The 19897-nt window shown below is 42.7% G+C and carries 12 protein-coding genes and 5 pseudogenes; 15 read left to right on the top strand and 2 right to left on the bottom strand.

What is annotated here, in order from left to right; translation table 11 throughout:
- From C1E58_RS01495 to C1E58_RS01430, 13 genes and pseudogenes are all read left to right on the top strand, one after another.
- Positions 1-228: topoisomerase C-terminal repeat-containing protein (locus C1E58_RS01495; protein ID WP_193441729.1), on the top strand; the 228-nt coding region annotated here is incomplete at its 5' end.
- Between the two features lie 41 nt (positions 229-269).
- The gene (locus C1E58_RS01490; protein WP_001140406.1) at positions 270-644 is read left to right on the top strand and encodes a TnpV protein; all 375 of its coding nucleotides are present in this window, start codon (positions 270-272) and stop codon (positions 642-644) included.
- A 366-nt stretch (positions 645-1010) separates the two neighbouring features.
- The gene (gene tet(O), locus C1E58_RS01485; protein WP_105209091.1) at positions 1011-2930 is read left to right on the top strand and encodes a tetracycline resistance ribosomal protection protein Tet(O); all 1920 of its coding nucleotides are present in this window, start codon (positions 1011-1013) and stop codon (positions 2928-2930) included.
- 50 nt (positions 2931-2980) lie between these two features.
- Complete coding sequence (gene tet(40) / locus C1E58_RS01480; protein WP_024407615.1) at positions 2981-4201, top strand: tetracycline efflux MFS transporter Tet(40); 1221 nt, start codon at positions 2981-2983, stop codon at positions 4199-4201.
- Between the two features lie 360 nt (positions 4202-4561).
- Positions 4562-5176, top strand: coding sequence for a hypothetical protein (locus tag C1E58_RS01475; RefSeq protein WP_202848239.1), 615 nt, complete (start codon positions 4562-4564; stop codon positions 5174-5176).
- A gap of 317 nt (positions 5177-5493) precedes the next feature.
- Positions 5494-5802 (top strand): annotated as a pseudogene (locus C1E58_RS01465) (GyrI-like domain-containing protein); the annotation flags it as partial.
- 440 nt (positions 5803-6242) lie between these two features.
- Positions 6243-6569, top strand: a pseudogene (locus C1E58_RS01455) (23S rRNA (uracil-5-)-methyltransferase RumA); the annotation flags it as partial.
- Positions 6538-6690, top strand: coding sequence for a transposon-encoded TnpW family protein (locus C1E58_RS12575; RefSeq protein ID WP_079394206.1), 153 nt, complete (start codon positions 6538-6540; stop codon positions 6688-6690). The pseudogene C1E58_RS01455 and the gene C1E58_RS12575, both read left to right, overlap by 32 nt.
- Positions 6691-6946: 256 nt before the next feature.
- A complete protein-coding gene (locus C1E58_RS01445) occupies positions 6947-7387 on the top strand; it encodes an SRPBCC family protein (RefSeq protein WP_044678192.1) in 441 nt (146 codons plus the stop codon).
- Between the two features lie 23 nt (positions 7388-7410).
- Positions 7411-7590 (top strand): annotated as a pseudogene (locus C1E58_RS01440) (recombinase family protein); the annotation flags it as partial.
- 517 nt (positions 7591-8107) lie between these two features.
- Positions 8108-8851, top strand: a complete 744-nt coding sequence (locus C1E58_RS01435) for a hypothetical protein (protein ID WP_153055810.1) — start codon at positions 8108-8110, stop codon at positions 8849-8851.
- A 112-nt stretch (positions 8852-8963) separates the two neighbouring features.
- Positions 8964-9284: a hypothetical protein gene (locus C1E58_RS11975; protein ID WP_153055809.1), complete on the top strand. Its 321-nt coding sequence runs from the start codon at positions 8964-8966 to the stop codon at positions 9282-9284.
- Positions 9285-9304: 20 nt separating this feature from the next.
- Positions 9305-9472: pseudogene (locus tag C1E58_RS01430) on the top strand (DNA polymerase beta superfamily protein); the annotation flags it as partial.
- 589 nt (positions 9473-10061) lie between these two features.
- Here the strand turns inward: C1E58_RS01430 and C1E58_RS01425 are convergent.
- Positions 10062-10592: a TetR/AcrR family transcriptional regulator gene (locus C1E58_RS01425; RefSeq protein WP_105209089.1), complete on the bottom strand. Its 531-nt coding sequence runs from the start codon at positions 10590-10592 to the stop codon at positions 10062-10064.
- 169 nt (positions 10593-10761) lie between these two features.
- Here C1E58_RS01425 and C1E58_RS01420 point away from each other — a divergent pair, with 169 nt between their 5' ends.
- A complete protein-coding gene (locus C1E58_RS01420) occupies positions 10762-17808 on the top strand; it encodes a YSIRK-type signal peptide-containing protein (protein ID WP_161951246.1) in 7047 nt (2348 codons plus the stop codon).
- Between the two features lie 320 nt (positions 17809-18128).
- Here C1E58_RS01420 and C1E58_RS12485 read toward each other — a convergent pair whose 3' ends face one another.
- Positions 18129-18251 carry a hypothetical protein gene (locus C1E58_RS12485; protein ID WP_269088929.1) on the bottom strand — a complete coding sequence of 41 codons (123 nt, stop codon included), beginning with the start codon at positions 18249-18251 and terminating at the stop codon, positions 18129-18131.
- Positions 18252-18929: 678 nt separating this feature from the next.
- Here C1E58_RS12485 and C1E58_RS01415 point away from each other — a divergent pair.
- Positions 18930-19897, top strand: a pseudogene (locus C1E58_RS01415) (hypothetical protein); the annotation flags it as partial.

Genomic DNA, 19897 nt, shown 5'->3' with positions numbered 1-19897 from the left:
ATTGTATTAAAAAAATCGTTTTATGGTTGTTCAAATTATCCTGAATGTAAGTTTACTTTAGCTGAACATTTTAGAAAGAAAAAACTAACCAAAACGAATGTAAAAGAATTACTAGAGGGAAAAGAAACCCTGGTAAAAGGAATCAAAACGAAAGATAGAAAGTCCTACAATGCCGTTGTAAAAATCGGAGAAAAGGGATATATTGATTTTATCTCTTTTTCAAAATAAGCATAAAAGCCCTTTAAAGAGGGCTTTTGAGGTAACAGACAATGGCAAAGACAATTTTTGAGGAAATGGGCGGCAAATACGAAAGGCAAGGCGATTATTTAATACCGTGCTTAACTGTACCCGCCGAAGAAGAACAGCCGATAGGCATCTGGGGACAGCGGCATTTGGATTATCTGAAGCATCACTGCAAAGTTACATACACCAATCTTCTTACAAGCGGCAGACTTAACGCTTACCTTGCCGACATTGACAGACAGGCACAGGAACGCTTTGAAAGGCTCATAGAGGGTATGAAACAGGCACAGGGCATAACGGAACAGCTAAAGGCAGAAAACGCCTTAGAATGGACAGGATGCCTCAATAACATAAGGGCTTGTGCGAGGGAGATTGTGGAAAAGGAAATTATTTTTGCATAAACAGATGATTAGTGGCAGGGGGAAATCCTGCCGCTTTTTCTGCTTTAGTTTGTCAGCTTGACAAATAAAGGGTTAAGGAATATAATTAGATTCAGTATTATACAAGGAGTTGATAAATATGCGGCAAGGTATTCTTAAATAAACTGTCAATTTGATAGTGGGAACAAAAAGTAGCAGTCCCGTTTCACTTTTAATATGGGGCTTAGTTTTTTGTACCCAGTTTAAGAATACTTTTATCATGTAATTTTATATGCCCGAAAACATATAAGTGTTTTGGGGCTATTGGAGTTATTTACCCAGTGATAGGAGTATTTATCACTGGGTATTTTTATGCCCTTTTTTGGGTGTTGATAGGAGGAAAATCACATGAAAATAATTAACTTAGGCATTCTGGCTCACGTTGACGCAGGAAAGACAACATTAACGGAGAGTTTATTGTATACCAGTGGTGCAATTGCAGAACCAGGGAGCGTAGATAAAGGCACAACAAGGACAGATACAATGAATTTGGAGCGTCAAAGGGGAATCACTATCCAGACAGCAGTGACATCTTTTCAGTGGGAGGATGTAAAAGTCAACATTATAGATACGCCAGGCCATATGGATTTTTTGGCGGAAGTATACCGTTCTTTATCCGTATTAGACGGAGCAGTATTATTAGTTTCTGCAAAGGATGGCATACAGGCACAGACCCGTATACTGTTTCATGCACTACAGACAATGAAGATTCCGACAATTTTTTTCATCAATAAAATTGACCAAGAGGGGATTGATTTGCCAATGGTATATCAAGAAATGAAAGCAAAGCTTTCTTCGGAAATTATAGTGAAGCAAAAGGTTGGGCAGCATCCCCATATAAATGTAACGGACAATGACGATATGGAACAGTGGGATGCGGTAATTATGGGAAACGATGAACTATTAGAGAAATATATGTCAGGGAAACCGTTTAAAATGTCAGAACTGGAACAGGAAGAAAACAGGAGATTCCAAAACGGAACGTTATTTCCCGTTTATCACGGAAGTGCTAAAAACAATCTGGGGATTCGGCAGCTTATAGAAGTGATTGCCAGTAAGTTTTATTCATCAACGCCCAAAGAACAGTCTGAACTATGCGGGCAGGTTTTTAAGATTGAATATTCAGAAAAAAGGAGGCGTTTGGCTTATGTGCGTCTGTACAGCGGCGCATTGCATTCGAGGGACGTTGTCAGAATATCAGAAAAAGAGAAAATAAAAATTACAGAGATGAGTATTCCTACAAACGGTGAATTGTGTTTAGCAGATACGGCTTACTCTGGTGAAATTGTAATTTTACCAAATGATGTTTTGCAGCTAAACAGTATTTTGGGGAACGAAATACTGTTGCCGCAGCGGGAATCTATTGAAAATCCGCTCCCTATACTCCAAACAACAATTGAAGTAAAGAAATCCGAACAGCGGGAAGTGTTACTTGAGGCGCTTACAGAAATCTCAGATGGCGATCCTCTTTTAAAGTATTACGTGGATACTACAACGCATGAAATTATACTTTCCTTTTTGGGGAAGGTACAGATGGAAGTTATTTGTGCCATTCTTGAGGAAAAGTATCATGTAGAGGCAGAAATAAAAGAACCTACTGTTATATACATGGAAAGACCGTTAGGAAAAGCAGAATATACCATCCATATTGAAGTGCCGCCGAATCCTTTCTGGGCTACTATTGGATTATCAGTAGAACCGCTCCCTCTTGGGAGCGGGGTGCAGTATGAAAGCCGGGTTTCACTTGGGTATTTAAACCAATCATTCCAAAATGCAGTTATGGAAGGAGTTCGTTATGGTTGTGAGCAAGGGATGTATGGATGGGAAGTGACAGACTGTAAAATCTGTTTTGAATATGGTGAGTATTATAGTCCCGTAAGCACCCCGGCAGATTTTCGGCTGCTTTCTCCTATTGTATTGGAGCAGGCTTTAAGAAGAGCGGGGACAGAATTATTAGAACCATATCTCTATTTTGAAATTTATGCACCGCAAGAATATCTCTCACGGGCGTATCATGATGCTCCAAGGTATTGTGCAGATATTGTAAGTACTCAGATAAAGAATGACGAGGTCATTCTGAAAGGAGAAATCCCTGCTAGATGTATTCAAGAATACAGGAACGATTTAACTTATTTCACAAATGGGCAGGGAGTCTGCTTGACAGAGTTAAAAGGATACCAGCCAGCTATTGGTAAATTTATTTGCCAACCCCGCCGCCCGAATAGCCGTATAGATAAGGTTCGGCATATGTTCCACAAGTTAGCTTAACAGCTTGCAAAAGTCATATAAAATGAGATTTGAAAGGAGAATGTAACTTCATGTTTGCTAAAAATTCAAAGGCATATTCTGTCTACCTGCTGTTCCGATTTGTCTGTTCCCTGGCGGTTTCTATGTCCACAGTGCTTTCCATCGTGTACCACCTGGAGGTGGTGCAGCTGGATGCTTTCCAGCTTGTCCTGGTAGGGACGGTTCTGGAGACCTCCTGCTTTCTGTTCGAGATACCCACCGGTGTGGTGGCGGATTTGTATAGCCGTCGGCGCTCGGTGCTGATTGGAATGTTCCTCTACGGCCTGGGCTTTCTGATGGAGGGTGCGCTACCGTGGTTCGCGCCGGTTCTGCTGGCCCAGGTTGTCTGGGGTTGCGGTGATACCTTCATCACCGGCGCTCTGGAGGCGTGGATTGCCTCGGAGGAAGAGGACAAACCCATAGACAAGGTGTTCCTGCGGGGCAGTCAAATGGGGCAAATCGGCGGCGTTCTGGGCGTGGTGCTGGGCACACTGCTGGGAAACATAAACCTGCAAATGCCTGTCATCTTGGGGGGCAGTTTGTGCTTGTTGTTGGGGCTGGTGATGGTTCGCATCATGCCAGAAACCAACTTCTCCCCTGCTATTGAGGAACGGCAGGGCTTGCTTAAAGACTTTGTCTGCCTGTTCAAGCTCAACCTGGGCTTTGTGAAAGGCGCACCTGTGTTGCTGGCGCTCTTAGCAATCACACTATGCGGGGGACTTGCCAGTGAAGGCTTTGACCGGCTCTCCACCGCTCATTTTCTGGATGACACGGTAATACCCGTTATCGGGCCGCTGAACAGCGTCACTTGGTTCGGTGTTATCAGTCTTATCGGCAACGGCTTAGGTATTCTGGCTTCTCAGTTGCTCATCGCCCGCATGGAGAAAAAAGGGACTGTCAGCCGAACCAGTGTGGTCATGTCCACCAGCGCCGGGTATATCCTGTGCCTGGTTCTCTTCGCGGTGGGGCGGAGCTTTTGGTTCATGTTGTTGGTGTTCCTGCTGGCGGGGCTTATGCGCACCATCAAGGAGCCTGTGCTGGCCGCCTGGATGAACGACCATGTGGATGAGAAAATGCGCGCCACAGTCTTTTCCACCAGCGGACAGCTGGACTCTTTCGGGCAGATCATCGGCGGGCCTATTGTGGGGCTGGTAGCCCAGCAGGTGTCCATACCCTGGGGGCTGGTCTGTACCGCTTTCCTGCTGTTGCCCGCGCTGTTCTTAGTGCCGGTGGCGGGAAAGAAGCGGGATTGATATGGCATAGTTAAGTTTACTGACGAGCGGGAGATTACTTCCGCTCGTCTTCATTTAGTAGCGCAAAATTTGAGGACTCTTTATTTCCTTATTCGGTATAGCGGAGGCGGCTGTCAATTCGACATAATTTTCTTGTGATACTTTACCGTACATGAGCATTTGTTTCGTATTTGAAAGAACAAACTCACCAAATAAAAAAAACGATATTCGGGTGGGTTATTTTGTTATACCCTAAATTACCCTCTGAGTAAGCACGACCTTAAAGACTTAAAGGAACGGTGCAACGAGCAGAGCTGGGAACAGGGCTTGCATGTGCCGGAGAAAGGAAAGACATTTGCTGGAGAAGTCCGGGAAGAAACGGTGGCATGGAGCAAAGACACCTACCAGCTTTTGAAACAGGCAGAGCAGGGAAAGGTCAAAAGCTATGTGCAGGATATTGCCCTTGCGGTGCTGGATTGTAAGGAAACAGCGACCAGCCGGGAAACCTTTATCCGGCTGATGAATGAAAGAGGGTACGGGGTGGACTGGCAGGACAGCCACAAGTACATCACATATACCGACTTAGCCAGGGAACAGGCAGGAGAAAAGGCTTGTAAAATCAGGGATAACAAGCTGGAAAAATACTACAATATGGATTTTGGAAAGGAGAGTATGGAGCATGAGTTTGAGAGAAATGCACGAACAGCAGAAGCAGAGCAGTCCAAGAGAGCAGCTTCAAGAGTTAAACCGACAGAGCCGGACAGAGCTGGAAAACAGTCTGCTCAAAGAAGCGTTGGCGATGTCGAGCGAGAACTGCGAGGAATTGATGAAGCAGTCAAATCAAGAACAAGTGAGGGCAGAGCAGAACAGGCAGAGAGACGCAGAGCAGAACAGGAAGCTCATCAGCGAGCTGAAGCAGAGCGTAGAGCTGCTGAAGAACAGCAACGAATTGCTTCAAGACGCTATATCGGGCGAGATTGGGAGCCTGAAAGATGAGGTTAAGGAAAACACCGTCCAAGAGGTTAGAAAGGCGTTACAGGCGAATATAGAGGCTATACAGAGGGCTACAAAGCTTCTTGAGAAGCAGTCTGATACACTTACGAGCGTGATGAAGCAGAAGATCCGGGAGCTTGAGGAAAGTAAGAACAGTTTTTTTAGATATGAGGGCTTGAAGTTGTACCTGTTTTGGGGCGGTATGGTCTGCAAAGGCTGTAACTACAGGGGGAAACCATTGTGGTTACAGCCTTTTTTGCGTTTTTGTGGTAAAATGATGAATGAACAGTATCAAATCGTTATCGGCAAAATTTTACCCAAACGATATAGAAAGCTATATTGTTAATGATGTGGATAAAGCAAGAAGCATAGGCTTAGATGTTTTGGAAGTGGAAGAAGCGGAGTATGCTGTTGTAGAATTAATAGGATCTGTTCCGGATTGTATTCATAACGGATGGAAATATGCGTTGGAAGTTTTCTTCCCTGAGCATGGTTATGTTCATTCAGGAAAACCTGACTTTGAATATTATTATGAAGGTGATATGGATAGTAAAGATTATAAAATGGAGCTTTGGATTCCGATAACTAAAGCTAAAAAAATACCAGTTAATCTATCTGATACCTTTTAACGATATCTCGATAGGACTTAAAGGCGAAATCGCGGTTCGATTCCTGGAAGGAACTGAGGTAGATTTATAGAGTAAAGAAAGGCTGTGACGACAGTGGGAAACCACTGTGGTTACAGCCTTTTTTGCGTTTTTGTGGTAGAATCAAATTGTAGAACAATTTGGAGGTCATAAGATATTGTAGAAACTGATTGAATTTGTAGCAATTGCAGAAGAAAAAGTGGTTGATAATTTCGATAGTTACATGATGGAATTTCAAACTTTTATGGTCCAATCAGGAGTAATTGATGATGAATCTGTAGTTAGTCAAATTCATAGCCTAACTGAAGTACCACTTTATGTTATTGATTTCCATTTAATGGATTAGAATTATCGTTCCATAGTATTATCGAAAATTAATCCAAGTTAATTTCGTTTCATAATATAGGTTAGACCTATCAGCACACGTCGAGACGGTAGCATTATTGTCCAAACTTAATGTCGATAAGCATATAAGTGTTGAAGTAGAGCTAGATGAACTTGATTTGACAAGTGCGGAGAGCAAAGCTACTTATGCTCAGATTAAGGAATATATATTAGAAAAATTTGGTTTGAAAGTTTCAGCACTCTATATTGCCCAGATTAAAAAGAAATGTGGAATAGAGTTGAGAGAAAATTATAATAAGTCAAAAAAAGAAAAACAAGTTATTCCACAATGTACACCTGAGAAAGAAGAAGCTATCATGGATGCGTTAAGGCATTTTACAGAAAGAACAACATCAAAAGCCTGATGGTGTTATAACAAAAAAGATAAACGGAAAAACCTTTATAACAGAGATATATTTTGACAAAAAGAGCAAAGATACATTTCAAGATAAATTGTTTAAGGTAGTGAAAGCGGAACGGAAATAGTGAAAACAGAAATTTTGTATATATCATTTAGGTTCCTTTTTATCCGTGCTGCATGTGGGAGAAAATAGGAAATTTGACAATAGAAAAAATGGCTTAAAAATGGTATAATGTTGTTGATTATTCAGAGAGAAAAATTAGAATTAAGACGAAAGCAATGTAAAATTTAAGGAGGGCAATCATTTGAGATATATACTTTTATTGCGTGGGATAATTGTGGGTGGAAAGATTAAAATGAATATAAGCGAAAGGAGAAATTATGAATAAAATAATCCATTGCAAGGCACTCTTAAACTGTTCATCAGAAAGAGCATTTTGTTTATTCACTAAGAATGAAGAGATTATAACTTGGCTAACAGAAAAATCAGAAATAGAACCTTGGGTTGGTGGGAAATATGAACTTTTTTGGGATAAAAATGATAATGAAAATAATAGTACTTTAGGGTGCAAAGTAACAGCATTTGAATTGAATAAACTATTATGCTTCAATTGGAAAGGTCCGGTACAATATGCGGATGTAATGAATGTTGCAAAACCACTGACTCATGTATGTATTACATTCTTTGCAGAAAAAGAAAATAAGACGGAAATTCATTTGATTCATAGTGGTTGGGGAGAGGGAGAAAAATGGGAACAGGCACGTTTATGGTTTGAAAAGGTTTGGAAACAGTCATTTTTAAGACTGGAAAATTTGTTTTAATATAAGCGTATATTGATAAATTAGAGCGTAGACAGTTAATTACAGCTTTGATTTCTGAAATTCAAATTTACGAAGAAAAGCAACCGAATGGACAATGGCTAAAATCAATTACATTTAAACTTCCTATCATCGATGAAGATTTAAATATAGGTTTGGACAATGATGAACAAGTTGAGTGTGTTGCTCTGCTCGTAAAAGCCTAGAATCCTTTGAACGAAAGGGATAATGAAAAGCCTTGATTGCAAGGCTTTTTGTCGTATGGGGGAAGTATTAGAGTGAGAAATTTTTTGGAGTGAGTAGAAGTGATAGCAGGAATTATCAAAATCTATTTCCATTTACCCTGTGGGTACGTGTTTGTTTCCATTGACAAGGAGTTTTTGGGAATAGAAACGTACCCACCTCTAATATCGCCTTAATGGTCGATTGAAGTGTGAGTTCTGAAATTGATACAATACAATTTAACTTTTTTTGAAAAAAATTCCAAAATTTATTTTGCATTGCGAATATAATAAGTGAGAGCAAGTTGCTTACTTATTAATTATGAAGAGGAATAGTAGTTTGAATTAATATTGATTGAAGAAAAGTCTAGTTTAGGCTAATTTCTTCAATCAATTCTTTGATTGCTATAAAAAATAGATTTCCCTCTTACTATTTCTGATTGAAAAATAGAGCAATTACTTGTATAATAAGTATAAATTAATATACAGATAGGATTTGCTCATGAAAAGATTTTTCATTTTAACAGCAGGTTTACTGGTATTCTTGTCTGCATGTAATTTTGAAAAAACAAATACGACATCAAGTAATGATCTTAGTTCTACTTCATCAACTAATAGGAAAATGGACCAAGCTCAAACAAATTCGGAGGAATCTGATAGAACCTATTCGCAATCGGAGAGTTATTATCGTAGTATACTTATTCAATCTCGAGATGAACAACGTCATTATATTGAATCTTTACCACAAGAACAGCAACAAAGTGTTCAAACAATATTTTCTGCAATGATAATGAAAGCAGAGGAACTCAAACAAGAATTTTCCACAGACAAAGAGTTAATCGAAATGGTGTTGCATGACTTGTTGGAGGAAGAAGAACAAGTAAGGGATTTTTCCACTTCGGAAACTTCTGATTTAATAGAAACTTATGCCAATAAAAAAAGTATACGTTATCTTCAAGGGACTCCAGCTACACAGCAAAAATATTACGGTTACTCAGTGCCCGATGAATTACTTAAGTCCGTATTTTTGAACGATAATCCAATATCATTCCAGTTTTATGGTTATGTGATTGGAGAAGGAGAATTGTATATCCTCAATGACTGCTATGTGAATGAAGCAGGAACAGAACTTGTTTTATTTGTTGAAAGAAATGGCCAGAAGTATGTCTTAGAAAGCAGCAAGTCACCATATAATCAAAAAATTGATGTTTTTTTTAGTCAAGATGAAATTTTGACTTCATATTGACGGTAAAATATTAGATAAATTGAATATTCAAGCTAAATCTTAGAGGGGAAACGCGAATATTAATTGATAATAGTAGATGTTTCACAATAGAGTAGAATATTGAGTTACAAATTTGGGTGAGGTTAATTTAGAAATAGATGGCATATGGTGTCCAACATGTATGGAAATGCACCCTGCTTTACTGTGGCACGAAAAATTTGATAGTTACTTATTGAAACGAAGAGTGGTTTGGGAGCAACAAACGAAAAAACGTCCCAATCTCTTTATTGGAGCAGTGTATAAAGATAGAATACCATCTCTTGGTCTAATGGAGCATAGGCGAAAAGGAACTTGTGTTTGTTGTGGCGAATGGACGCATTTCTCAGATTTAAAAACGAAGCAATTTATATGCTCTTTAGAGTGTCAAGAGAAAAATGATAGTAATAATTTATAAGATTTGAAAGAGGATGGAGTATGCAAACACAAGAAGAAATGATGATTTTAGTTCCTCGGAAATTGCGGGAGATTGAAGCAAAATATGATGTCGAGGTCTTGTGGGCAGTAGAGTCTGGCAGTAGAGCTTGGGGGTTCGAGTCTCCTGATAGTGATTTTGATGTTCGATTTATCTATAAACGCAAGATATCAATCTGTATACGAAGATGTTGTAGAATTGCTTGGACATTCACAATTTGATAGAGTTCGACACAAATGGGATGATGTTTTTGATGGGGAATAAGGAAGAAAAGTGGATAGTCAGATAGACGGATTTTGTGTGAGGTTTGAAGGAATGAACATATTTTTATTTGCCTACCATGACCATTTTTCAATCTCCCCACAGTAATATTATTTGCCCTACTTGTTGAGAGATGGGGGATAGCTCTGTTTATTTTATGTGGAGTAGGGGTGTGGGAAAACTCGACTGTCTAAAAAATAGTTAGTCAACAAGTCTTTGTTTCCAGTAGTTGAGCTGAAACAGCTTACTGAACTGTTTCACTTCCCCAGACTGTTAAAGCCAATCCCCGCACGGAGATGTTGACAGGAACCCCTGAGAAGTGGTTCCAGCCTAGAGATAGATAAGGAAAAACGAAGAAAGAGCCGCAAATTGCGACTCTTTCTTCGTTTTATGGCTCTGTAATGCGTAGAGCTATTCTTTGCTCTGACATTGGATAAACGCTCTTTTCTTACATCTTCCACTATAATCAGCCAGTCCTATGATCGAAAGAATAAAAAGTTAAATACGTACAATGGATAAGATGTAGCGATGAATGATTTCAGGGGGTTCCTGGCAGCCATTCTGTATCCAATGTTTGATAATGCTGTCGATGGTTGAAACATAAACAGTTAAGGCATACTCATAAGGAATTTTATATGCCTGTTCAAGTTGTTTTGGAAGATTAGGAATACTAGAATTTTCAACAACTTCGGTAATATACTTGGTAACTTCTAAAGAAATATGAGGGATAATGGTGACAAAATCCACAGCGATTGAGCGATTATTATACAAGAAGGTCAGCATTTCAGCGATAACATCATCGCTCAAGGTTGGGTCTTTCGCAAGAATAATATTAATCTCGTTCAGGATATATTCAAGCGCTTCTTCCAAAAAGGTTTCCTTGGAATTATAGTAATGATAAAATACCCGACGGCTCAAATTAGCTCGGTCGGCAATTTGGTTAATAGTGAAATTGTCTTTTTCCGTGGATTTTGTTAGGTCAAAATAGGCTTCTAGAAATTTCTGGCTGGTTGTAAAATACTTTTCCATATATATATAACTCCGTTATAAATTTAATAAATAAAAATTGAAAAAAATAAATGCACTGCACAAAAATGTATTTTTTGTGAAACATTCATTTTATACACATTATATAATGTATCTTGTAATCATGCAACTATTTCTTTATAAAGTTGTTGGAATATGGAAAGGAATTCTTATGTTTTTTGATAATAAACAGCTTGAAAGCGAAGCATTGCGCTCGAAGCAACGGTTTACCATTAAAAAGTTTAAATCGGGTGCGGCCTCAGTTTTAATCGGTTTCTTATTTATGTTCAGCGGTGGAGCCTTAAAAGCTGCTGCAGAAGAGCTTGAAGCAGGTCAGTTGCCACAGACGACCGAGCTGGTGGACAAACCACTGGATTCAAGTGCTCAGGCAAACGAAGTGGTTTCTCATTCGGTTCAGCAAGAAGCAGGACAGGTTGTACAAACAGTAGAACCAACTTCTGCCGTGCTTGCAACACCCCCAAGTTCCACTCAGCTAGTAGACGAACAGCCTAAAGAAACAGAGGAAACGATTGCTACTAAGTCAGCAACTGTTCCTAGTTCCGCTCAGGAAGTAGCTGATCCTAAAGCACAGGAAATTGTGGAGGAGATTACTCCTGCACCAGTAGGATTGTCAACTTCATCCTCAGATGAAAAAGTTGAAGATAAGCAAGAAGTTGTCAAACAAGAAACGAATGAAGAAAATCTAACGAAGGCTACATCTGTTTCTAATAGCAACGGAACAGAAGCTAATAAAGAAAATATTGCAAGTTCAACAAGATCAGCAGAAACTCAAACTGATACTCCGGCTTCGCAAGATCGTGATTTGAGTCAGTTGGATTTGGCCAATATGAGTTTTGCAGACTTGGAAACTTTAGGTCTTTCTGAAGAAGAGAAACTTACTCTGTTCAATCAAATTCTTGCTCAACAAACAGGATTGAATTCTGTTCAACTAACAGAGGAAGAAATAAGAAGTTTAGCTGGTTTCAGTGAAGCTGAGAAAAAATTCTATATTCAAAATAAATTAGGAAATACCAACCTTCCGCAACCACTCAATTTGGTAGTTATGTCAGAAACACTGATTACACCTAATAATCAGAACAAGTATGTGGTTAATGCAAAAGGGCAGACCTTTGCCTATGGTCCGGCAAACTACACCTTGACTGTGACGCCGAACCGAACCAGGAATACCATGGATTTCGAACTGAATTATAAATTAGACGGAATCAGTGGTAGTTCAGGTACTCACGTGGCTGATTTTGTAGTCAATCTTGGAAATGCCTACGGTGCGCCAAGTGCTGCAACGGTTGTTGCTGGGAGGAATACTTCTAGGGTAAATCTTGTTAATGGTGGACGTCGAAATACCATTACTGGTTACAGTCCGACAGCGCCTATCCAATACACAAACGCCCAGGTGATGAGCGGCCCACTCAATGTGAAGTTTACAGTACCTGTTAAAAACTGGAATGGGGATTTGAGTATTGATAACCACATTGGTATGTTCTCAGTTGATACTGGGGCTAACAACACTAAAGATTTCTTCTCTTCAGATAACTACTTCTGGAATAAGAGTGTCGTAACCATTGATCCTAATCCAAGTAGAAATGAAATCACAACGACCTTGCCTCCTATTGCGATGCCGATTCCGTTTCAAACAGAATACCGCTTCGTTGTTATGCCTGACCAGGCTCCTGGTTTCACCAGACAAGTTGAAGCCGGTGCAAATGGGGTGATGCAAATCCCTGTTAAACGGATTGCTTACATTGGTGCAAATGGTACAGAGGAATCTCATCGTTATGAGTATGGTCAAGCGACTGTACATACACCGGCACGCAATCAAATCATTGAGGTTAATATCAAAGATGGTATAGAGGCACCAGTTGCAGCACCGAATATTGATGTGACTACAGTTCGAAAACAGGGTTCTGTAGATGGAGGGCCATTGGTCAATGGTACGGAATTGACCTTTAGAGATGGTCCAAACGGTAGAATTATCCGACAGGTCTTTATCCCAGATGGTTTACAAGGAGAACGAGGTCAAGATGGTCGAAATGCAGATATTACTGTTGAACCTGCACAAGCTGCGGATGGCACACCAGGATACAATATCACAGTTACTGGCGCTGATGGTAGCAGATATACTCGATTTGTTCGTGATGGAAAAGACGGTCGCGATGGTCGAAATGCAGATATTAGTGTAACTCCTGCTGTTGCAACAGATGGAACAAAAGGTCACAATGTTACCGTTACTAGACCGAATGGTAGCAGTTTTACTACCTTTATCCGAGATGGAAAAGACGGTACCAATGGTCGTGACGGCCGTGATGGTATAGATGGTAAAACTCCGAGTGTAGATTTACAACCTTATACAGGTCAAGATGGTCGTGTCCTCGGAACAACAGTTATTGTAAAAGACGGTGATGGGCAAATCGTTTCTCGTAGAAATATCTTAAATGGTAGCGATGGGAAGGATGGCAAAACACCGACTATTGAACAACTGCCAGTGGTAGATGGTAATAGAGTGATTGGAACGTTAATTATCGTTCGTGATGGCGATGGTCGTGAAATCAATCGTCAGACTATTTACAATGGTCGCGACGGTGCAAATGGCAGTTCAGTTACGTCCGAACGTCAACCAGATGGTAGTGTGACCGTTTATAATGTTTCCCCAACCGGTCAGCGCACCGAAATCACAACCATTCGTAGTGGTAAAGATGGAGCAAAAGGTCAAGACGGTAAGAACGGTGTAGATGGAAGTTCAGTTACGTCCGAACGTCAATCAGATGGCAGTGTAATAGTTTATAACGTTTCCCCAACAGGAGAGCGTACCGAAATTACAACGATTCGTAGCGGTAAAGATGGCGCTAAAGGTCAAGACGGTAAGAACGGTGTAGATGGAAGTTCAGTTACGTCCGAACGTCAACCAGATGGCAGTGTAATAGTTTATAACGTTTCCCCAACAGGAGAGCGCACCGAAATCACAACGATTCGTAGCGGTAAAGATGGGGCTAAAGGTCAAGATGGAACCAACGGTCGCGACGGTGTAGATGGAAGTTCAGTTACGTCCGAACGTCAACCAGATGGTAGTGTAATAGTTTATAACGTTTCCCCAACAGGAGAGCGCACCGAAATCACAACGATTCGTAGCGGTAAAGATGGCGCTAAAGGTCAAGATGGAAGTTCAGTCACATCCGAACGTCAATCAGATGGCAGTGTAATAGTTTATAACGTTTCCCCAACAGGAGAGCGCACCGAAATTACAACGATTCGTAGTGGTAAAGATGGCGTTAAAGGTCAGGACGGTCGCGACGGTGTAGATGGAAGTTCAGTTACGTCCGAACGTCAACCAGATGGCAGTGTAATAGTTTACAATGTTTCTCCAACAGGAGAGCGCAGCGAAATCACAACGATTCGTAGCGGTAAAGATGGCGCTAAAGGTCAAGATGGAACCAACGGTCGCGACGGTGTAGATGGAAGTTCAGTTACGTCCGAACGTCAACCAGATGGTAGTGTAATAGTTTACAATGTTTCTCCAACAGGTCAGCGTACCGAAATTACAACGATTCGTAGCGGTAAAGATGGGGCTAAAGGTCAGGACGGTCGCGACGGTGTAGATGGAAGTTCAGTTACGTCCGAACGTCAACCAGATGGTAGTGTAATAGTTTATAACGTTTCCCCAACAGGAGAGCGCAGCGAAATCACAACGATTCGTAGCGGTAAAGATGGCGTTAAAGGTCAAGATGGAAGTTCAGTCACATCCGAACGTCAATCAGATGGCAGTGTAATAGTTTATAACGTTTCCCCAACAGGAGAGCGCACCGAAATTACAACGATTCGTAGTGGTAAAGATGGCGTTAAAGGTCAGGACGGTCGCGACGGTGTAGATGGAAGTTCAGTTACGTCCGAACGTCAACCAGATGGTAGTGTGACAGTTTATAATGTTTCCCCAACAGGAGAGCGCACTGAAATTACAACGATTCGTAGCGGTAAAGATGGCGCTAAAGGTCAAGATGGAAGTTCAGTCACATCCGAACTTCAACCAGACGGTAGTGTAAAAGTCTACAATGTGTCTTCTACAGGCGACCGTACTGAAATCGCCACCATCCGTAATGGTGTAGATGGTCGCGACGGTGCCAAAGGTCAGGATGGTGCCAAAGGTCAGGATGGTGCCAATGGAAGTTCTGTTGTTTCACAACTTCAACCAGACGGTAGTGTAAAAATTTACAATGTGTCTTCTACAGGCGACCGTACTGAAATCGCCACCATCCGCAACGGTGTAGACGGTCGCGATGGTGCCAAAGGTCAAGATGGTACCAACGGTCGTGATGGTGCCAATGGCAGCTCAGTTGTTTCACAACTTCAACCAGACGGTAGTGTAAAAGTCTACAATGTGTCTTCTACAGGCGACCGTACTGAAATCGCCACTATCCGTAATGGTGTAGATGGTCGCGACGGTGCCAAAGGTCAGGATGGTGCCAATGGAAGTTCTGTTGTTTCAGAACTTCAACCAGACGGTAGTGTAAAAGTCTACAATGTGTCTTCTACAGGCGACCGTACAGAAATCGCCACCATCCGTAACGGTGTCGATGGTACCAACGGTCGTGATGGTGCCAAAGGTCAAGATGGAACCAATGGTCGCGACGGTGTAAATGGCAGCTCTGTCGTTTCTGAACTTCAACCAGATGGCAGTGTAAAAGTCTATAATGTCTCCTCTACAGGTCAGCGTACCGAAATCGCTACTATCCGTAATGGTGTTGATGGTCGCGATGGTGCTAAAGGCCAAGACGGCACCAACGGTCGCGATGGTGCAAATGGCAGCTCTGTCGTTTCTGAACTTCAACCCGATGGTAGTGTAAAAGTCTACAATGTCTCATCTACGGGCGAGCGCACCGAAATCGCCACTATTCGTAACGGTGTAGATGGCAAAGACGGTGCCAAAGGTCAAGACGGCACCAACGGTCGCGACGGTGTAAATGGCAGCTCTGTCGTTTCTGAACTTCAACCAGATGGCAGTGTGAAAGTCTACAATGTTTCATCAACAGGTGACCGTACTGAAATCGCTACTATCCGTAATGGTGTGGATGGCGCCAAAGGTCAAGATGGAACCAATGGTAGCTCCGTCGTTTCTGAGCTTCAACCCGATGGCAGTGTAAAAGTCTACAATGTCTCATCTACAGGCGAGCGCACTGAAATCGCCACTATTCGTAATGGTGTCGATGGTCGCGATGGTGCTAAAGGTCAAGATGGCACCAACGGTCGCGACGGTGTAAATGGCAGCTCTGTCGTTTCTGAACTTCAACCAGATGGCAGTGTAAAAGTCTATAATGTCTCATCAAAAGGAGAGCGCACTGAAATTGCAACAATTCGTAATGGAGCAGATGGTCGTGACGGTGCCAAAGGTCAAGATGGAACCAATGGTAGCTCCGTTGTTTCCGAACGCCAAACTGATGGTAGTGTAAAAGTTTATAATGTCTCATCTACAGGTCAGCGTACCGAAATCGCCACTATCCGTAATGGTGTCGATGGTCGTGACGGTGCCAAAGGTCAGGATGGTGCAAATGGTAGCTCCGTCGTTTCTGAACTTCAACCAGATGGCAGTGTAAAAGTCTACAATGTCTCCTCTACAGGAGAGCGCAGCGAAATCGCCACTATCCGTAATGGAGCAGATGGTAGCTCCGTTGTTTCCGAACGCCAAACTGATGGTACTGTAAAAGTCTATAATGTCTCATCTACAGGCGAGCGCACTGAAATCGCCACCATCCGTAACGGTGTTGATGGTACCAACGGTCGCGACGGTGTAAATGGAAGTTCTGTCGTTTCTGAACGTCAAACTGATGGTACTGTAAAAGTTTACAATGTCTCATCTACAGGTCAGCGCACCGAAATCGCCACCATCCGTAATGGTATCGATGGTCGCGATGGCGCCAACGGTCAAGATGGCACCAACGGTCGCGACGGTGTAAATGGCAGCTCTGTCGTTTCTGAACTTCAACCCGATGGTACTGTAAAAGTCTACAATGTCTCATCTACGGGCGAGCGCAGCGAAATCGCCACTATTCGTAACGGTGTCGATGGTCGCGATGGCGCCAACGGTCAAGATGGAACCAATGGTCGCGACGGTGTAAATGGCAGCTCTGTCGTTTCTGAACTTCAACCAGATGGTAGTGTAAAAGTCTACAATGTCTCCTCTACAGGTCAGCGCACCGAAATTGCCACCATCCGTAATGGTGTCGACGGTACCAACGGTCAAGATGGCACAAATGGTAGTTCCGTCGTTTCCGAACGCCAAACTGACGGTACTGTAAAAGTCTACAATGTCTCCTCTACAGGTCAGCGTACCGAAATCGCCACTATCCGTAATGGTATCGATGGTGCCAAAGGTCAGGATGGAGCAAATGGTAGCTCCGTCGTTTCCGAACGTCAAACTGATGGTACTGTAAAAGTCTACAATGTCTCATCTACAGGTGATCGCACCGAAATCGCCACTATCCGTAATGGTATCGATGGTGCCAAAGGCCAGGATGGAGCAAATGGTAGCTCTGTCGTTTCCGAACGTCAAACTGATGGTACTGTAAAAGTTTACAATGTCTCATCTACAGGTGATCGCACCGAAATCGCCACCATCCGTAACGGTGTCGATGGTCGCGATGGTGCCAAAGGTCAGGATGGAACCAATGGCAGCTCTGTCGTTTCTGAACTTCAGTCCGATGGCAGTGTAAAAGTCTACAATGTCTCATCAACAGGAGAGCGCACTGAAATCGCCACTATTCGTAATGGTGTCGATGGTCGCGATGGAGCTAAAGGTCAAGATGGAACCAATGGTAGCTCCGTCGTTTCCGAACGTCAAACTGATGGTACTGTAAAAGTCTATAATGTCTCATCTACAGGCGAGCGCACTGAAATCGCTACCATCCGTAATGGTATAGATGGTACCAACGGCAACTCCGTTATTTCCGAACTTCAACCCGATGGCAGTGTAAAAGTCTATAATGTCTCCTCTACAGGTCAGCGTACCGAAATCGCCACCATTCGTAACGGTGTCGATGGTCGCGACGGTGCCAATGGTAGCTCCGTCGTTTCCGAACGTCAAACTGATGGTACTGTAAAAGTCTATAATGTCTCATCTACAGGTGAGCGCACTGAAATCGCTACCATCCGTAACGGTGTCGATGGTCGCGATGGCGCCAAAGGTCAAGATGGCACCAACGGTCCGACGGTGTAAATGGTAGCTCCGTCGTTTCTGAACTTCAACCAGATGGCAGTGTAAAAGTCTACAATGTCTCATCTACAGGTCAGCGTACCGAAATCGCCACTATCCGTAATGGTGTAGATGGTCGCGACGGTGCCAATGGAAGTTCTGTCGTTTCCGAACGTCAAAATGATGGTACTGTAAAAGTCTACAATGTCTCCTCTACAGGTCAGCGTACTGAAATCGCCACTATCCGTAATGGTATCGATGGTGCCAAAGGTCAGGATGGTGCCAATGGTAGCTCCGTCGTTTCCGAACGTCAAACTGATGGTAGTGTAAAAGTTTATAATGTCTCATCCACAGGCGAGCGCACCGAAATCGCCACTATCCGTAATGGTGTAGATGGTGCCAAAGGTCAAGATGGAACCAACGGTCGCGACGGTGTAAATGGAAGTTCGGTAGTTTCTGAACTTCAACCCGATGGCAGTGTAAAAGTCTATAATGTCTCATCTACGGGTGAGCGTACTGAAATCGCCACTATCCGTAATGGTGTCGATGGTCGCGATGGCGCCAAAGGTCAGGATGGTGCAAATGGTAGCTCCGTCGTTTCCGAACGTCAAACTGACGGTACTGTAAAAGTTTATAATGTTTCATCAACAGGAGAGCGCACCGAAATCGCCACTATCCGTAATGGTGTCGACGGTACCAACGGTCAAGATGGTACAAATGGTAGCTCCGTCGTTTCTGAACTTCAACCAGATGGCAGTGTAAAAGTTTACAATGTCTCATCCACAGGTCAGCGCACTGAAATCGCTACTATCCGTAATGGTGTCGACGGTACCAACGGTCGCGATGGTACCAATGGCAGCTCTGTCATTTCCGAACGTCAAACTGATGGTACTGTAAAAGTTTACAATGTATCTTCTACAGGAGAACGTACTGAAATTGCCACCATCCGTAATGGTGTTGATGGTGCCAAAGGTCAAGATGGAACCAACGGTCGCGACGGTGTAAATGGTAGCTCCGTTGTTTCCGAACGCCAAACTGATGGTACTGTTAAAGTTTACAATGTCTCCTCTACAGGCGAGCGCACTGAAATCGCCACTATCCGTAACGGTGTCGATGGTCGCGATGGTAAGAATTCAGAAGTCACAGTGACCCCAGGAACTGACCAAGACGGCAATTCAGGTCAAACGATTACTATCGTTAAGCCAGACGGCAGTCGTGAAACGACCTTTATCCGTGATGGTAAAGACGGTAGAGACGGTGTTGACGGTAAGGATGGCAAGTCGCCACTTGTAGAACAAATCGAAGTTCGTGAGGGAGACAAGGTTATCGGTACTACCATTATCATCAAAGATGGTGACGGTCAAGAAATCAGTCGTCAAACTATTCTCAACGGTCGCGATGGTAAGAATTCAGAAGTCACAGTGACCCCAGGAACTGACCAAGACGGTAATTCAGGTCAAACGATTACTATTGTTAAGCCAGACGGCAGTCGCGAAACCACCTTTATCCGTGATGGTAAAGACGGTAGAGACGGTGTTGACGGTAAGGATGGCAAGTCGCCACTTGTAGAACAAATCGAAGTTCGTGAGGGAGACAAGGTTATCGGTACTACCATTATCATCAAAGATGGTGACGGTCAAGAAATCAGTCGTCAAACTATTCTCAACGGTCGCGATGGTAAGAATTCAGAAGTCACAGTGACCCCAGGAACTGACCAAGACGGCAATTCAGGTCAAACGATTACTATCGTTAAGCCAGATGGCAGTCGTGAAACTACCTTTATCCGTGATGGTAAAGACGGTAGAGACGGTGTTGATGGTAAGGATGGTAAGGATGGTAAGGATGGTAAGGATGGTAAGTCGCCACTTGTAGAACAAATCGAAGTTCGTGAGGGAGACAAGGTTATCGGTACTACCATTATCATCAAAGATGGTGACGGTCAAGAAATTAGTCGTCAAACCATTCTCAACGGTGTCGATGGCAAAGATGGTAAGAGTGCCGAAGTCACAGTGACCCCAGGAACTGACCAAGACGGCAATTCAGGTCAAACGATTACTATCGTTAAGCCAGATGGCAGTCGTGAAACTACCTTTATCCGTGATGGTAAAGACGG

This window comes from Streptococcus suis (genome assembly GCF_002964575.1).
GTDB lineage: Bacteria > Bacillota > Bacilli > Lactobacillales > Streptococcaceae > Streptococcus > Streptococcus suis_R.
Note: the sequence above shows the minus strand (reverse complement) of the source record. Positions and strands in the feature narration are given on the sequence as shown.

Bases quoted from the DNA above. Each gene is read 5' to 3' on its own strand.
- C1E58_RS01445 (WP_044678192.1), top strand. From the start codon at position 6,947: ATGAATAAAATAATCCATTGCAAGGCACTCTTAAACTGTTCATCAGAA.
- C1E58_RS01425 (WP_105209089.1), bottom strand. From the start codon at position 10,592: ATGGAAAAGTATTTTACAACCAGCCAGAAATTTCTAGAAGCCTATTTT.
- C1E58_RS01490 (WP_001140406.1), top strand. From the start codon at position 270: ATGGCAAAGACAATTTTTGAGGAAATGGGCGGCAAATACGAAAGGCAA.
- C1E58_RS01435 (WP_153055810.1), top strand. From the start codon at position 8,108: ATGAAAAGATTTTTCATTTTAACAGCAGGTTTACTGGTATTCTTGTCT.
- C1E58_RS01420 (WP_161951246.1), top strand. From the start codon at position 10,762: ATGTTTTTTGATAATAAACAGCTTGAAAGCGAAGCATTGCGCTCGAAG.